Consider the following 16,415-nt stretch of genomic DNA (forward strand, 5'->3'; position numbering starts at 1 on the left):
ATCAAGCGATGGGCGCGCCTTCCCGCGAGGACGCGCCCACCTTCCCCATCCGGGGTCGTAAGCCATCGTGCGCGGGCACGATGGCTCTATTCCGGGGAAGGTTTTCGATCAGAAGCGGACGCCGAGGCCGACGACGATCTGGTGACGATCGATGTTCGCGCCGACACTGTTGCCCGCGTAGGAGACATTGCCGTAGTTCGAGTAACGATATTCGAGACGGCCATAGCCGCCGGCACCGAACAGCGCGTTGATCTTCTGCTCGAGGCCCGCGCCGACGCGGTAGCCGTCACCCTTCGGGCGCGCCTTGTCGACGGTGGTGCCATCGTCATAGCGCACGTCGATGGCGGCGTTGGTGTAGCCGGCCTTGGCGTAGAGCAGCGTGTTCGGGGCAACAGCGAAGCCGATGCGGCCTCCGATATAGATGTCGCGGCCCGCGCCGATGCGCAGTTCGTCCCCGGCGACGAGCGCGTCGGTGTAGATTTCGCGAACGCTGCTGTCGTTGAGCTCGGTCTCGATGCCGATTACACCCTGACCGACGGCGATGTCGTAACCGGCGGCGACGCCATAGACGAGGCCTTCGTCGCCCTCGACGATGTCATAGCCCGAGAGCAGTTCGACGCGCGCGCCTTCGAAGCCCGTGTCCTGGGCGAGCGCGGGGGAGGAAAGCGTCGCAACCGCGAGCGCGGCAGCCGAAACGATAGTTTTCATTATTATCTCCATTGGTTCGCAAGAAAGCTTGCCACTGGAAGACGCCCGGCTTGATCTCGTCCGCAGCATCAAAGACATATTATTATATTATTGTGACATATAGTTGCTGAAATGTCACAGCCGCACACGAGCGGAGTAGATGCCCAAGGGGGCAGAACCGCCGGGTCGCATGGCGGCTCTGCCCTGTCCGTTCAATGGTCACGAGAGGGAGAGTGGACCATCTAACGCCTTGGTGGACTGACAATCCTTCTGGTTTGTGTATCCATTTTTGAAGACGCGCGAGCGCGCAACTTCCGCACTCGATGGCGAAATAAAATTACCCAGCCTGCCAATCCCTACTTAACCGCCGTCCAGAGCGAAACGCGATCGACCAGCCCACCACCGGACACCCACTTTGACGCCCGGACCATTACCCCGCGCACATAAAACCCGCCAACCCTGTGAAATCTTGCTCCGTCCCGTTGCGCTTTCGGAGTCCTCACGCGTCTTCCTAGTGGGAGGATATTTCCGATGCTTTCAGCCTTCGCGCTCACCGCCGCCATGCTCGCGCCGACGACAGTCGCCGCGCCGACCGATGCGCGTGCTCTGATTTGCGCCGCCGCGGCCGAAGGCGACCGCGATATGGCGCTCAGGATCGCCCGCCTCGCCGCCAAGGCGGAGCCATCGGGGGAGGCGTCCTTCGCCGCTCTCGCCAAGGCGATAGAGGCGAGCGGCCAATGCCCGGTGGCCGAACCCGCCAAAGCGGACGACACTACCACTGAAGACACAAAGCCGAAGGCGGCCGATCTCAAGGGCAGCCTCGAATTCGGGCTCGGTCAGACGAGCGGTCCGACCGACGCCGCCAATGCCAATATCGCCGCCTTGCTCGAGAACAGCGGCGAGCGCTGGTCGCAGAAACTCCGCGCGACGCTCGACTATCAGGACATTGAGGGCATCGCCGCCGCCGAACGCTATACCGCGTCCTGGGACTTGAGACGCGGCCTGTCGAAGACCGCCTTCGTCACCGGCCTCGCGACGTTCGAGAGCGATCGCATCGCGGGTTTCCGCCGGCGCACGACGCAGAGCCTCGGCTTCGGCGGCAAGTTCAGCCTCGCCTCCAAGCTCGCGCTCAATGTGTCCGGCGGCCCATCATGGCGCCAGATCGAGTGGTTTGGCGACCGCGACAGCGAGACCCAGTTCGGCGCGCGGGGCTCCGCGGCGCTCGACTGGATCCTCGCCCCTGGCGTGAGCCTCGCGGCATCGGGCTCGGGAATCTTCGAAGCAAACAGCGGGACGCTCGAGGGCCAGGCATCAATCACCGGCAAGTTGATCGGGCCGCTCGCGACGCGGTTCCAACTCACCGCCCGCCACGAGACTAATCCCTATCCCGGGATCGAACCGACCACGACCACCAGCCGCGCGAGCATCGTCTATAGTTTCTGACCCAGCGGAGTCCGATCCTGCCCACACTCTATTATTGCCGCACCAGCCTCAGCGAAGTCGCCGACCACTTCCAATGCGAGCGACCGCGCCCGACCGATTGGTCGCCGGAACTCTGGCCCGGCCGCACCGGCCTCATCGTCCGCCAGGTCGAAGGACAACGCCGGATCGAGGCCATGCGCTGGGGCCTGCCACCGCCCGCGCATTCGCCACATCGCAACGAACCGCCCCGCCACAACATCTGGTTCCGCCAGATCTGGCCGGACGAGAGAGAGCTTTGCGATCCCGAAGCCCGCTGTCTGATCGTCCTCGACAGCTTCGCGCTGCCAGACGGTCCGGCTGGCGCCCGGACACGGACGTATTTCGGCTATGACGATCGCCCCATCTTTGCGTGGGCCGGCATATGGCGCGACGACGGCGAAGAGAGCGGGTTCGCCGGCTTCAATGTCGAAGCAGGCCCACCACACACACACCGCACGATGCCCGCGATCGTCCAGCCGTCAGATTACGCGACATGGCTCACCATCGACATTGCCTCGGCACACCAACTGGCACGCACGATCTGCGCCGATCCGAGCCTTTATAGCGTGGCAAGTGACCAGCCATGGAGTACGAATAGATCGACATGATCAGAATGGAAAATATTGGCGTGTTGACGTCCCGGTCACCGTGACACTCGCATGTGCGACGGGCAGGAAGGGCGTGAGCTAGTAGAAGATCCAATTGTATAATTCAGATGCCCCAACTCTACTGTTCCGCTTCCGGCACTGGTCCTTTCCGAGGAACCAAGGCGAACGTCCGGAAGTTCTCGGTCACCAAGTTTTTGGCGATCCAATCGGTTATCTGCATTCGCGTAACCAAGGGCGGAGCGGCCGTTCCCAATGATATCCACATTTCAGCTATCTCAGCCACCGATCGCGACTTTTCTGCATAGGCAGATTGCGACTGGCTCAACTCGACTTCCGAAGGCCCATCGAGCCGCAATCGTGTTAACTCCTCCAAGGTCGCCGTAACGAGCCGGTCAACATTCTCCGGACTGGTATCGAACCCAATCGAGAACATTGAACGCTCCGGAACATCCAACATCGAAAAATTCACACCGACGCTATATGTTCCCATTTCGATATCTCGCAGCCGGTGATGGAGGCGTTGCGCGACAATATCCCGAACCATGAATCCGGCCTGCTCATCAGGCTCGCTAGCCAGAGCGGGCCTTTGAGAGACGATTGCCACTTTTGCGAGGTCTCCCGAAACAGACACATAATCATTTCGTTTCGCTTGTGTCTGAACGCTCAGCGGTCTCCGTCTGGCGGTCGCAGGAGGTCGCCCGGGGATATCGAGCGATGCCCGGACAGCGGCGTAAACTTCAGCCTCATCGACATTGCCTTCGACCACAATCGTCATGTGCCGGGTATCATCGAAGATCGTTTCGATCATCTGACATACGCGCTTCAACGCCGGCTTCGCACTAGTCTCGGCAACTGGTGGCGTCAGTTCTTTCGCAATCCGCGCGCTGAACTCTTCTGGCCCGATTGCTGTCTCATCCGGCTGACGCTCGGCTCTCACACCAAAGGGTGGCTGAGCTAATTCAGCAAAGGCATCTGGGTTGCACTGCGGCCGGGTGATTTGCGCGTGCGCTAGCCGGATTACCATCATCCAGTCATCGGCTGGACCGCTCGCGAGCACACCTTCCCGACCTTCATAGACGACGGGGCGGACCGACATACCCCGCGATTTCAGAAACCTGCCCAATTCGAACTTGCTGAGGTTTCCGAGACCCGATGCGGCGACAAGACGACCGGCGAACAGAGCGGCATCGACGTCCTTCTCTCGGAAGCGACTCCCCCCTCCGCGTCGCAGGATCGCGAGTTGCACGTCCCCCGAGGTTCGCTGGACAAGCAGCGTCGCTTGCGAGCGAGGTAGCATCCACCGATGGAACCCGCCGTCCTCTAGCACCGGCTCGGGCGCGTCTCGCCTTTCGATTGCTGGCATTGCCCCCAGGTCCGGCGTACGGACTGGGCCGGGCAAAAGCTTTGCCGGAGGCGCTGTTCGTGCCTCCGCTTCGAAGCGCGTTAATTGATCTGTCGACGGAACCAGATCACCATCCTGCTCAGGATAGCTTAGAATAATGTCCCTGTTCTTAGCATCAAGCCAAGACGCCAGCATCGCGTTGACATCCTTCGAGCTGACGCCGAGCATAGCGGACCGCACCTCGGCGGAACCGGGGTCACGCCGACCATACAGGAACAGGCTCGCTAAGTCCGCGCTCAGCCGATCAACCGAAGGCTCGACAACTTGGAAGTTGCGAACGATTTCTGATCTGACCCTTTCGATATGCTCTTCAGAGAAGCCTTCGCGTTCAACCGTCGATAATATCGTCAGCGCTTGCGAGAGACCCGCGGCGGCCTCACCGCGCTTAAGGGCCAAATTCATCAGGAAAATGTCGGTCCCGAACGGAGAGGCCGGGTTTGATTGATCTGCGACCGAGACACCTCCCCCCCTGATTGGCGCTGAGTATCGCTGCACGACATTCTCCAACGCCCCATCAAAGAGCTTCGCGATGATCGCCTGTATTGCGATCTCTTCAGCGCGCGTCCGATCGCCGGGTTCCGCGCGCTTGTACTTGAAGCTCAGTTGCAGCCTCGTTTCTCGCTGGTCCGCCCCTCCTAGTTTGACATAATGCCCGCCCTTCAAATCGACATCAGCTATCGCTGCGCGGTTCGGTGCGGGCTCTACGGACTCGATATTGGAGAAGAGCGCCTCGACATGCTCCGCAACCCGTTCGGGATCGACATCACCGACGATGATGATTGCCATATTCGAGGGAACATAGAATGATCGATAGACCGAACGGATCGTCTCGGGCGACGCGCTCAGCGAGCCCGGCGGATCCTGCCTGAAGCCAAACACCGGATGCCCCGGAAACCAAGTACGGCGCTGGGCATCGAAAAAGTCTCGCATGACGGTCGATGTCCCACGTCCTTCTTCAATGACCGCAGACCTCTCCCGATCGATGTCCTCGGCAGTGAGCGTCGTGGGAGTTGCCCAGCCCAGAAGAATGTCCAGTCCTTCAGCGAGCGCGTCCGCATTGTCTGGTGGAACACGGACAAAATAGGATGTTTCGGCGTAACCGGTGCCCGCATTTGTATCGTTACCGCGCTGCCCGCCCAAGCGCGCAACGCGTTCCCATATCGATCCTTTTGATGGATCGGTCATTTTTGCATGAACGATATGCTCTATGACATGGGCGACTTGCTGCTCGGCAGGAAGAGCCTCGGCGTCGCCCACCCGGACTACGAGGCTCAATTTGATCTTCTCGCCTGGCTGCCCGCCCCGCTGGACATAATAGGATAGTCCGTTCGGTAGAATGCCGGATCGAACAACGCCTTGGGCGTCGTCCGAATTTTCAAGAGCAGAAGCAACGCCTGATTTAAGAACGACCAGCAGTATCAGAAGGAGCAGGATGAACGGTCTGCAGCGTAAGGCCGCAGACCGTCTTTCCTGTATGACGAAATGCTCCACAGGGCGTCAGAAGCTGGCTGAAAGCCCCACCGTCACCCGCCGGCCGCCATGATAGTAGCCGCCAGTATAATATTTGGGGCCGCCGTTGACGCCGCCGATCGAATCTTCCGTGAGGGCGTCCTTCTTACCCTTGAGCAGATCATTGCCTTCCAAGCTGAGCCGAACATCCGACCCCGCTAGGCGAAAGCCATAAACCGCCCGGAAATCGAGCGAACTCGTTGCCTCGCGATAGGAGTCCATCTCGAATGCCTGCGCGGCCCCCAATCGTCTGGCCTGCGCCGTGTAGTAGAGTGAGGCGTCCAATCCGGGCCTCGTGTAGGTCAGGCCTATGGTGCCCGAATTTTCCGGAGACAGGTCGAACGGAACCTGACGTTCATAGGTCACAGTCTCGCGGTTCACGACGTTGCCCGCGGAATCATATACTGGCGCCGTAAACCAACTGAGCGTCTGCGTTTTCTTGCTTCTGGAGAAAGTGTAGTTGGCATAGACACCCAGACCGGAAAGTACGCCAGGCAAGAAGGTGAGCCGCTTCTCGACCGCGACTTCGAAGCCCCATATCGTCGCCATATCGGGGTTGTTCTGCGGTGACGTGACCCCCTGATTTTCCTCCAACAGTGATTAGAGTCCGGCCTTGAAGGAAGGACGGACAGATGAAGCGTTTGAGGTTTTCGGAAGAGCAGATCATCGGGGTATTGAAGGAAGCGGAGGCGGGCGCGAAGACCGGCGAGCTGGCGCGGCGACACGGGGTGTCGGAAGCAACGATCTACAACTGGAAGGCCAAGTATGGCGGCCTGGAGGTGTCCGAGGCGAAGCGGCTGCGCTCGCTCGAGGACGAGAACGCGAAGCTGAAGCGGCTGCTTGCGGACTCGATGCTCGACAATGCGGCGCTGAAGGATCTTCTCACAAAAAAATGGTGACGCCCGCCGTTCAGCGGGAAGCGGTCGCCCATCTCCAGGCTTGCCATGGGATGAGCGAGCGGCGGGCGTGCCGTGTCACAGGGGCCGATCGGAAGAGCATGCGCTACCGGTCGCAGCGTGGTGACGATGCCGAGGTTCGGGAGAAGCTGCGCGAGCTGGCGCAGCAGCGTCGCCGGTTCGGTTATCGACGCCTGCATATCCTGCTGCGCCGGGAGGGCGTGATGATCAACAGGAAGAAGACTCAGCGCCTGTATCGGGAGGAAGGACTGATGGTCCGACGAAGACGTAACCGGCGCCGGGCGATCGGTGCTCGGGCGCCCGCACCGGTGCTGGCGCTACCGAACCAGCGGTGGAGCCTCGACTTCGTGCATGATCAGATGGCGTCAGGCCGGCGGTTCCGGGTGCTCAACATCGTCGACGACGTGACGCGGGAGTGCCTGCGCGCGGTGCCCGACACGTCGATCTCCGGGCGCCGGGTCGTGCGCGAGCTCAGCGATCTGATCGAGGAACGCGGCAGGCCGGGGATGATCGTCAGCGACAACGGGACCGAGCTGACATCGAACGCGGTGCTCGCATGGTGCGGTGAGGTCGGCGTCGAGTGGCATTATATCGCACCCGGCAAGCCGATGCAGAACGGCTATGTCGAGAGCTTCAATGGCCGGATGCGTGATGAGCTTCTGAACGAGACGCTGTTCCTCGACCTCGACCATGCCCGCACAGTGATCGCGGCCTGGGCCGAAGATTACAACCAGTCGCGGCCGCACTCGGCACTTGGATATGAGACACCGGCGGCGTTCGCCGCCGAACTGCATAAGCAATGGCCTGCGCAGCTACGCCCTTCGGGCTCCGCTGCGCAGGCCATTGCTTACACCGCGCTCATGCGCAACAAAGCTGCTGGGCTCTAATCCCGGCTGGTGGAAACCAGGGGGTCACGTCAGGCCAGACGCAGCGGTGAGTGGCACTGGCAGGGCCCCTGTTATTTTCAGATTCACGCTGCCACTCGCCGGGCTTCTATTCCTCGATAGTGCCGAGAAGCATCTGAACCAATGGAATTTGAGGTGCGGGCTCATCTGGAAATTTATAGTCGGGATGCACATCAGCAAGTGAGGTAGCGGGCTGATAATCCGTGTACAAAATGGCCGGAAGGCGTTCGATCGTTAGCCCAGTTTGGCTGTACCCATTTGACCGCATACCGCCGGCAATATTTGGGTACTTTGAATATTTGATCTCGTTGTGATCCGGTCGGAAACGGTTGATGAGCAGCGCTTCGACTTCGCGCGTCAAGCATTCGTCGCCAAGTTGAACCGGAGATTGATGAAGAAAACGATCGAAGGAGGCTTCATCAGAGTAGTCGATCATCTGAACGATCGGGTTCGGTCCAACGAGAGGGTTCTCATCAATAGCGCCGACGATTGGAACGTCCGTCAAGCCCGCGACCCGCAATATGATCAACGAAATCTCGAAACGCGAGCGTGCATCAGGAGAAGATCCGATCTCGCGCTCCACCGTGAGGATTTTTTGCATCTTTGTGTGACCGGTCAGGCGTTTCCATACCTTTTGGGAGAAACTTTTTCCGATGTAGTGAACCTTAAAATCCAAGAATGTGAGCGGATTGCCATCATCCGCAATTTCCACAATGAGATTGTTCACGAGCATCTCGTACAGGATTTTTTGTGGGCTCCACCAAAGGACAAAACTCCCATTTTCACGATAGATCTTGAGGGCGCCGACATTGCGGAGGGGTTGGACGTTTCCCGCTTCTCCTGAATGCCAGCCAGCGCTTATTTGGACTATCTCGCCGTCCTGACAGATTTCGTTCGCGACTAAATTGATCCGGCATGACAGAGGAGGAGACACCCCGTCAGCGATTTGGAAGTTGATATAATATTCTCCGAAAGTCACGTTGTCGAAATAGGTTAGAGGACGTTGGACCACGAGATAGAGCGTGGATTTGTCCCATCGCTCCTGGATGATCTCTTCCACCTTTAGAAATTCGAACTCCCATGCGGATACGATAGGATAGGTCGTGCTTGCAATCACTCTAGCCACGCGCGTAGCCGGGGCCAGTGTGCCGGTAGGGTCATTTTGTTCACTCATGTTCCGACCATAATAAGTGCATTAGGTCTTTCCAACAATTAAGCTAGGTTGATCTCAATAGAAAAGGCTGGCGAGGCTCGGCACTGTGTCTTGATTTTGGCCCCATAACGTTTGACCGAGACGAGCTGTGCGCCGAGTTTTTCTTGAATCGTCGACTTCCCTTGAATTATCTTTTCGCACCTTGCGGGATTAGCTAGCCGCTTTCACGGCTGTGGCCGCTATCGTTCGATTAGGGCAGGTTCGCTTGAATAGGACATCGGCTAGTTCGAAAGCCCCGGTCGGCGATGGCGGCTAGCCAGTACATCTCGTTCACACCGAGAGGGGCGGCAATCTCGAACGGCGGCTATCGCTTTCTGGGCCCTCAAAGCGGACGGTCCGTAACCGGCCACCAGCTTTCAGTGTCTCGTTCGCGGCGACTAGATACTTTTCGGAAACTACGGATCGTGCCCTGCGAGCGGCCCGTCTGGCGGCTTTGCCGCGGTATTCATGTCGGTTCGCTTAAGCACCGCGGCCCATGAAATGAGGAAGGAGGGATCATCGCCTAGCCCATTCACTCAATTCATTAGGCAGCCCGATCTCGCTCGTATCGAGACCCGCGGAATTGGAAAAACAATGGTCGCCGATGAGATCATCGTGCGCAGCAACCGCGCTGTGATAGTTTCCCAGGTTCTCGTCGTTGAAGAGTACCGACCACCGACCGTTGGGGTTCTGGGCAATCGCAAAAACGCCCCATCGGGTCTTATGGATATACCGCATCGTTCCTACTCCTGTGTTAGCCTAGCATCGCACATTTACGGGCGCCAAAGTAAACGCCAGCAACGTCGTTAGGGCGTACTTCCTTGGTCGTTTGCGATTGATTTGCGAGCTTGGAAAAAGCAGAGGCCCGCCAAAGCACTAACCGCAGTCAAGATGATCATCGCCCAGCGCAAGCCTTCGGCCGGACCAAGCGTTGCCGCAAGAGCATCGCTGAGCAAGCCGATCGAGATAGGCCCAGCTCCAATACCGCACGCGTTCAGAATGAGCAGGAACACTGCCATCGCAGTTGCTCGCGAACGCTCGTGCACAATGCTCTGAACGCATGCAAACACAGGGCCATACCACATATTCTTGAATATCGTCGGAAGAAGTAAGCAGACAAGCGATGCAAGGCCCGATTCCAAGGTAAAGGCCAGCACGAAAAACGGGATAGCCAGCAACGTGCCGATCGCCGGGATGACGGCGTATACGCCGGGTCCGCGACCTATATGGTGATCGGCGACAGCGCCGCCGCCGTAGGTTCCCAGTGCTCCGCCGACCCCCAGCAAAAGGCCGAGCGCAATACCCAGAGCGCCCGTCGTGCCAAGACCGAGCCAGTCGGCCAGTGCCGCGACATCGCCCTGATGGTTACGCATGAAAAAGGAAGCGTAAAAGGAGAGATGTCCATAGCCGACGAACGACGTCAGCGCGGCGCCGCCCGCCAACCACCAGAAACTCCTCTTGCCTGCCAGTTCGCAGCAGGCCTCTCGGAATGTTGGGATTGCGTCGCGCTCCTCTGCCTTGGCCACGCTTCCTGCATCTCGCAGTGCCGATCGCGGGTCGCGAAGGGTTAGGAAAGCCAGAACAGCAACGAGCAGGCCCGGGAGGCCCGCCAGCAACAGGGCGTTGCGCCACCCCCAGGCATCGACCGCGAGGCCACCGACGACCATCCCGAGGAGCGACCCGACGGGGACGCCCAGCGCGTAAATTGCCAAAGCCCGCGCACGCACTGTCTTGCTGGTGATATCCCCAATCAGTGATTGAGTAGCCGGCGAGCATCCAGCTTCGCCCATCCCGACGCCGATACGAAACAGCAGAAGCTGAACGAAACTCGTCGCGAGTCCACTCAACGCCGTAAAGCCGCTCCATATGAATAGCGAAACCGCAATGATCTTTCCGCGGTGGTAACGATCGGCAAGCCGCGCGACGGGAATACCGAAAGTCGTGTAGAGCAGCGCGAATGCGAGACCGGTAAGTGCGCCAATCTGCCAGTCCGCGAGCCCGAGATCCTGTTTTATCGGTTCTGCCAAGATGTTCAGTATCTGGCGATCAAGAAAATTCAGCGTGAAGATCAGGAAAAGAAGCCCGACCGGATATACCGGGAACGGCCTTTCTCCCGCCGGCGCTTCCGTTCCGGTCATTGGCTTCCCTTTCCCCATGCCTTCGACCTCTTGTTGCGGATCGAAAGCGAGCTGGTTGCAAACGTGAAGGCTGTTCTTTTAGCTTCGCGCTGCTCGGCCGACCTGGCCCATCGGATATTCGCGATTCCATTCGACCGCCCAGTGACCAGCCAGCGAACCCTCGCGCAACATGAGGTCCGCCCTGTTCATGCGCCGCAGCCGCTCCGAGCAACATCGAGTTGCGCTGCCAAATTGTGGAGCACATGGTAGCAAGGAAGCACCTGCGCGACGCTGGCGTTGGGCTCGCGCCCTTCACGGATCGCCGCGACGAACTCGCGGTCCTGCAGCTCGATGCCGTTCATCGACACATCGGCCTTCGACACGTCGACCGGTTCTTCCTTGCCCGTCACCAGATCGTCGTAGCGTGCGATCCAGGTGCCGTTGTCGCAGATGTAGCGGAAGAAGGTGCCGAGCGGCCCGTCGTTGTTGAACGACAGCGACAGCGTGCAGATCGCACCGCTCTCGGCCTTGAGTTGGATCGACATGTCCATCGCGATACCGAGTTCGGGATGGTGCGGCCCCTCGATCGCATTCGCCTGCACGATCGGCCCCGCTTGGTACGCGAAGAGATCGACCGTGTGCGCGGCATGGTGCCAGAGCAGGTGGTCGGTCCATGAGCGCGGCTCGCCCTTGGCGTTCATGTTCTTGCGGCGAAAGAAATAGGTCTGCACATCCATCTGCTGGACGTTCATCTCGCCTGCCGCGATCTTGCGATGGATATATTGATGGCTCGGATTGAAACGGCGGGTGTGGCCGGCCATCGCCGTGAGCCCGGTCTCTTGTGCCTTGGCCAGCACCGCCTCGCCGTCGCGGAGATTGTCGCAGAGCGGGATTTCGACCTGCACATGCTTGCCCGCGTCCATGCACTGGATCGCCTGCGCGGCATGCATCTGTGTGGGCGTGCAGAGGATTACGGCATCGAGGCCCGGCTGATCGAGCGCTTCAGCGAGCTCGGTGGTCGCATGCGGAACACCATATTTGGCGGCGACCGCCTCGGTCGGTTCGAGCCGGCGGCCGACCACTGAGATCACCTCGACCCCGTCGATATTCCTGAGGCCATCGAGATGCTTTTCCCCGAAGGCGCCGGTCCCCGCGAGTGCAATTTTCATGGATTTGGCTCCAGTACGATATGGCCGATGGCGGTGTTGCTGCACGGGACATGATAATGGCGGTGGAGGAGGCGCGTGCTCGGCCCAAGCGCGCCGCGCATGATCAGCCACATCACCATCTCGATCCCCTCGGACCCGGTCTCGCGCAGATATTCGATGTGGGGAATGTGGCGGAGATGATCGCTGCCCCCGACCAGCCCGTTGAGGAAACGGTTGTCCCACTCCTGGTTGATGAGGCCCGCACGCGGTCCCTGCAGCTGATGGCTCATCCCGCCCGTCCCCCAGATCTGGACGTTCAAATCCTCGGGGAAACTCGCAACGGCGCGCGCGATCGCCTCGCCGAGCGCCCAGCAGCGATTGCCCGAGGGCGGCGGATAGGTGACGACGTTGACCGCGAGCGGCACCACCCTGACCGGCCATTCGGCGACGTCGCCGAACATCATGCTAAGCGGCACGGTCAGCCCATGATCGACGTCCATCTCGTTGATGATCGTCATGTCGAACTCTTCGAGGATTAGGCTCTGGGCGATATGCCAGGCGAGATCGGGATGGCCGATCACTTGCGGAACCTGGCGCGGCCCCCAGCCCTCGTCGGCGGGCTGGTAACGCTCACCGCAGCCGATCGCGAAGGTCGGGATGAATTTCATGTCAAAGGCCGAGGCGTGATCGTTGTAGACGAGGATCACGACATCGGGCTTCGCGGCCTTCTCCCACGCGCGGGTCCAGTCGAAGCCCGTAAAGATCGGTCCGAAATAGGCGTCGCGATCCTTCTTCTGGTCGTGCGCGACACCAAGCAGCGGCACGTGGCTCGACCCGACGCCTGCGGTTATGCGCGCCATCAGCGCCCCTCCCCTTTCGAACGGACGCCCTCGGGGGAGCGCCCCCCGGCGTTCATCATCGCCTGATATTCCTCGACGCTGGCGCCGGTCATCGTGCTAACCGCCTGAACGAAGCTGAGCCCGTCGGTCGAAAATATCTTTGAGAGGAAATAGATGTTGCCGCCCAGGTTGAGCAGCCGGTTGTAATCGCGCGCAAGCACCGCCTGTTTCTGGTCCTCCGACAGCGGCCAGCCGGCGAGATAGGCCGCCTCGTCCGCTTTCCATCGTTCGCGGTTTTCGGGCTTCATCAGGCTCATCGCGAACTGGTTGAGATAATAGCCCTGACGCGCGCGTGCCGCAGTGAAAACGCGGGTGCCGGGGATATCTTCGAACTCGGCCAGATAGGCGTGGATGTCCTTCGGCGCGGTCATATTCCGCGCGCCGTCAGCATCGCGTTGAGCCGCGGGAAAACCCGGCGGGCGTTGCCCTCGAAGATCGCGTGACGCTCCGCATCGCCGATGTCGAGCGCATCGACGTAGCGCTTAGTGTCGTCGAAATAATGGCCCGTCGTCGGATCGATGCCGCGCACCGCGCCGATCATTTCGCTGCCAAAGAGGATATTCTTGTTGTCGATCACATCGGCAAGCAGGTCGACCCCCGGTTGGTGATAGACGCAGGTGTCGAAGAAGATGTTGTTCATCAGGTGCGTATCGAGCCCGGGCTTCTTCAGCATGTCGGCGAGCCCGCGGTAGCGGCCCCAATGATAGGGAACCGCGCCGCCGCCATGCGGGATGATGAAGCGCAAAGTCGGAAAGTCGGCGAAGAGATCGCCTTCGAGCAATTGCATGAAGACGATGGTGTCGGCCGCGATATAATAGCCGCCGGTCGCGTGCATCGCTGGGTTGCAGCTGCCCGAAACGTGGATCATCGCGGGCACGTCGAGTTCGACCATCTTTTCGTAGAAAGGATACCAATATCTGTCGGTCAGCGGCGGGTGTTGGAAGTGGCCGCCGCCGGGGTCGGGGTTGAGGTTGCAGCCGATGAAGCCGAGTTGGGTGACGCAACGTTCGAGTTCGACGATGCTGTTCCGCATCGTGGTCCTGGGCGACTGCGGGAGCATGCACACGCCCGCGAAGGTTTCGGGGAACAGGCCGACGACGCGCGCGATCAGGTCGTTGCAGCGGATCGCCCATTCCTTTGCCACCGCTTCATCGCCGACATGCGGCGCCATGGACGACGCACGCGGGGAGAAAATGGTGAGGTCGGCGCCGCGCTCCCGGATCAGGCGAAGCTGGTTGGCCTCGATCGTCGCGCGGACATCGTTATCCGAGATATCGGGATAGGGCGGCGCCGGGACTCCGGCCTTGAAGGCGGCCTTCTGCTCCTCGCGCCATGTATCATGCGCCTTGGGCAGCACGGTGTAATGGCCATGGCAATCGATGATCAAGGTCACGCGCTCCGTCCCTCTTTTACGTTGGCGGACATGTTTGCCGCGCCGATCATGGCGAGCTTTTCCGCCAGTCCCTCGGGCGGCGCGGCGCCCACATTCCCGACGGCGCGCTGGCGCGAAATGGTGGCGCGCGCCATCGCAGGATCGACGCCGAGTTCTTCCAGCGTCCTCGCCGCCTCCTCCATTTCGGCGGCGCGGCGGAGGCCATGCACGAGCATGCGATCAAGATTATAATCGACGCGCGATGCCCAGCCCTCATCGCGCCAGCTGGCATCGAGCGATGCCATGACGGCGTCGGATACCCCCGCGGCATAGGCCGCGAGCGCGCATTCGGCGGACAACGCTTCGATCCCTTTCACCATGACCGATCGGATCATTTTGATCGCCGAGGCATCGCCGATCCGCCCACCGGCGATCGCGATGTCCGAAAAGCCCGCTTTGCGGAGCACGCCCGCCGCCGCCACAGCATGGGGTCCCGCGATCAGAAGCGGCACGGCGTGGCGCAGCGGAAGAACGGGCCCCATGATCGCGACGTCGACATAGCGTCCGCCCGCCGCCTCGACCGCTTCGGCAGCACGCCGCTTCGTTCCCGGCGCGACGCTGTTCATGTCCATCCACAGAGCGCCCGCGTCGATCAGCGGCGCATAATCCTGTGCCGCCGCCAGCGCGCGATCGGCAGTCACGAGCGAAAAGATGGATTTGGCTCCCGCGAGCGCACCGGACGCGTCGTCGAAACCCAGCACGCCAGCCGCCGCGTAATCGCGGCTTTTTTCATCGCGCGTCAGCGGATCGGACGTTTTGACGTCGTGCGCCCGCGCGCCCCGCGTCGCCAGCGCCGCACCCGCCTCACCAAATCCGATATAGACCGCATCGACCATGGTCGATCGTTATGGTGCGCCGGTCGCCCCCACCAATCGATAAATCAACGTAGCCATAATTTTTTTCGAATTCATTCTCCGTTGATGACGTGGTACATCAGGTCGACAAAGGCCCGTTGGCGCGCGGTCGGACGCCATTGGCTGCGGTGCGTGACGCCGATCGTTCGCACGACGTCGGGCGGCGCGTCGCAGATATGCGCAAGCCAATGCGCCTCAAGCTCGACCGCCACCTGATCGGGCGACAGCAAGGTCAGCATGTCACTGCCCATCAGAATTTGCCGGATCATCATCACCGAACCGCATTCGACAGGCACCCGCGGCTTTTCGATGCCGGCCGCGTCGAACATGCGGTTCCACTGCGCACGCAGCGGCGTGCCATTTGGCGGGACAATCCACGGAAGACTCGCCAGCGCTACCATGTCGACCTTGCTCTGCCCGGCGAGTGGATGGCCGTGGCGGCCGATCACCGCGGGCCGGTCGTCGAACAACCGCCGCCGGACCAGATCGTCGCCTGCGCCCGGATCGCGCAGGGCGCCGACCAATATGTCGAGCGTGCCATCACGGAGCGGCTCGATAAGCTCCGCATAGGACCCCTCGACGATGTCCACGACGGCCTCGGGCCACTGCTTCAGGAACAGCGCGACGGCAGACGGCAGGATGCGCGCCCGTGACAAGGGCATCGCGCCGATGGCGATCCGCCCCGTTTCCTGTCCCTTCAGCGCATCGACCTCGGCAATCCCGGCTTCGAGCTCGGCCCGCGCGAGGCGGAAATTGCGCGCCAGGCGCCGCCCCTGGTGGGTTAAGGCGATGCCGCGCCCGCGCCGTTCGGTGAGCGAGCGGGCGAGCGCGACCGAAAGGTCGCGGACGCCACGGTGAAGCGTGGGCTGCGACAGGCCGGTCGCAAGGCTGGCCCCGCCATAGCTTCCCGCGTCGGCCAGGGCGATGAAGGCGTGCATTTCGGCCATCGTCACGCGCGGCGATCCGACAAGGTCGAGCGCCGCGGTGATGCGCGGGACGAGCAGGCGCGCCGCCTCGGTCGGACGGATCCCGCCAGGATGGCGTTCGAACAAAGGCAAGCCGACCTGCCTTTCGAGCCGGGACAGCGCCTGCGTCACCGCGGGCTGGGTCAGATGGACGGCGCGTGCGGCCTCGCTGATCGTACCGAGCCGCGCCGTTTCGGCCGCAGCCTTCAGATGCCGAAGGTTAAGGTTCCAGATATTCATCCTGCAACTCTTAGCAAAAGCTTATGGCATGCGTATAGTTTCGACTTGTCGCGTCGCCCCCAGGGGATCATCGCGCTTT

15 protein-coding genes are annotated in these 16,415 nt (G+C 60.9%); 3 read left to right on the plus strand and 12 right to left on the minus strand.

The annotated features are described in order from the left end of the window. Positions 1 to 108 precede the first annotated feature (108 nt). Complete coding sequence (locus LH19_RS17175; protein ID WP_054730663.1) at positions 109 to 708, minus strand: outer membrane protein; 600 nt, start codon at positions 706 to 708, stop codon at positions 109 to 111. Between the two features lie 510 nt (positions 709 to 1,218). Between LH19_RS17175 and LH19_RS17180 the strand changes: the two genes are divergently transcribed. Together LH19_RS17180 and LH19_RS17185 are read left to right on the plus strand one after the other, a co-directional pair. Beyond that, positions 1,219 to 2,130 (plus strand): DUF481 domain-containing protein, encoded by a 912-nt coding sequence (locus tag LH19_RS17180; RefSeq protein WP_054730666.1) that lies wholly within the window; start codon positions 1,219 to 1,221, stop codon positions 2,128 to 2,130. A gap of 17 nt (positions 2,131 to 2,147) precedes the next feature. Continuing rightward, on the plus strand, positions 2,148 to 2,756 hold the full coding sequence (locus tag LH19_RS17185) for an SOS response-associated peptidase family protein (protein WP_234716191.1): 609 nt from the start codon (positions 2,148 to 2,150) through the stop codon (positions 2,754 to 2,756). A gap of 118 nt (positions 2,757 to 2,874) precedes the next feature. On the opposite strand, the gene LH19_RS17190 is transcribed toward LH19_RS17185, so the two are convergent. Continuing rightward, on the minus strand, positions 2,875 to 5,649 hold the full coding sequence (locus LH19_RS17190) for a M16 family metallopeptidase (protein WP_082395835.1): 2,775 nt from the start codon (positions 5,647 to 5,649) through the stop codon (positions 2,875 to 2,877). A gap of 6 nt (positions 5,650 to 5,655) precedes the next feature. Continuing rightward, positions 5,656 to 6,261, minus strand: coding sequence for a TonB-dependent receptor (locus LH19_RS17195; RefSeq protein WP_145923505.1), 606 nt, complete (start codon positions 6,259 to 6,261; stop codon positions 5,656 to 5,658). 38 nt (positions 6,262 to 6,299) lie between these two features. Here LH19_RS17195 and LH19_RS17205 point away from each other — a divergent pair. Next, positions 6,300 to 7,471, plus strand: a protein-coding gene (locus LH19_RS17205) for an IS3-like element ISSpma3 family transposase (protein ID WP_145923318.1) whose coding sequence is annotated in 2 segments (ribosomal slippage) — positions 6,300 to 6,552 and positions 6,552 to 7,471 — 1,173 coding nt in all. Because the reading frame shifts where the segments join, the coding sequence is not laid out codon by codon here. Positions 7,472 to 7,577: 106 nt separating this feature from the next. Here LH19_RS17205 and LH19_RS17210 read toward each other — a convergent pair. The 9 genes from LH19_RS17210 to LH19_RS17245 all read right to left on the minus strand — a co-directional run bounded on the left by LH19_RS17210 (position 7,578) and on the right by LH19_RS17245 (position 16,336). Beyond that, positions 7,578 to 8,663, minus strand: a complete 1,086-nt coding sequence (locus LH19_RS17210) for a hypothetical protein (RefSeq protein ID WP_201258369.1) — start codon at positions 8,661 to 8,663, stop codon at positions 7,578 to 7,580. 534 nt (positions 8,664 to 9,197) lie between these two features. Next, entirely contained in the window at positions 9,198 to 9,419 is a 222-nt protein-coding gene (locus LH19_RS28765; RefSeq protein ID WP_145923506.1) for a hypothetical protein, read from the minus strand. 68 nt (positions 9,420 to 9,487) lie between these two features. Next, positions 9,488 to 10,819: a spinster family MFS transporter gene (locus tag LH19_RS17215; protein ID WP_158514443.1), complete on the minus strand. Its 1,332-nt coding sequence runs from the start codon at positions 10,817 to 10,819 to the stop codon at positions 9,488 to 9,490. A 185-nt stretch (positions 10,820 to 11,004) separates the two neighbouring features. After that, positions 11,005 to 11,967 carry a Gfo/Idh/MocA family oxidoreductase gene (locus LH19_RS17220; protein WP_054730679.1) on the minus strand — a complete coding sequence of 321 codons (963 nt, stop codon included), beginning with the start codon at positions 11,965 to 11,967 and terminating at the stop codon, positions 11,005 to 11,007. Then, positions 11,964 to 12,806 (minus strand): class III extradiol dioxygenase subunit beta, encoded by an 843-nt coding sequence (locus LH19_RS17225; protein WP_054730682.1) that lies wholly within the window; start codon positions 12,804 to 12,806, stop codon positions 11,964 to 11,966. The genes LH19_RS17220 and LH19_RS17225 overlap by 4 nt, the downstream gene beginning before the upstream one ends. Beyond that, positions 12,806 to 13,216, minus strand: coding sequence for a protocatechuate 4,5-dioxygenase subunit alpha (gene ligA, locus LH19_RS17230; RefSeq protein ID WP_054730686.1), 411 nt, complete (start codon positions 13,214 to 13,216; stop codon positions 12,806 to 12,808). Before ligA ends, LH19_RS17225 begins: the two co-directional genes overlap by 1 nt. Beyond that, positions 13,213 to 14,238 (minus strand): amidohydrolase family protein, encoded by a 1,026-nt coding sequence (locus tag LH19_RS17235; protein WP_054730689.1) that lies wholly within the window; start codon positions 14,236 to 14,238, stop codon positions 13,213 to 13,215. The genes ligA and LH19_RS17235 overlap by 4 nt, the downstream gene beginning before the upstream one ends. Then, positions 14,235 to 15,113 (minus strand): DUF1932 domain-containing protein, encoded by an 879-nt coding sequence (locus tag LH19_RS17240; RefSeq protein WP_054730692.1) that lies wholly within the window; start codon positions 15,111 to 15,113, stop codon positions 14,235 to 14,237. The genes LH19_RS17235 and LH19_RS17240 overlap by 4 nt, the downstream gene beginning before the upstream one ends. A 71-nt stretch (positions 15,114 to 15,184) precedes the next feature. After that, complete coding sequence (locus LH19_RS17245; RefSeq protein ID WP_054730695.1) at positions 15,185 to 16,336, minus strand: LysR substrate-binding domain-containing protein; 1,152 nt, start codon at positions 16,334 to 16,336, stop codon at positions 15,185 to 15,187. Positions 16,337 to 16,415: the final 79 nt, after the last annotated feature.

This window comes from Sphingopyxis macrogoltabida (assembly GCF_001314325.1).
Classification (GTDB): Bacteria; Pseudomonadota; Alphaproteobacteria; order Sphingomonadales; family Sphingomonadaceae; genus Sphingopyxis; species Sphingopyxis macrogoltabida.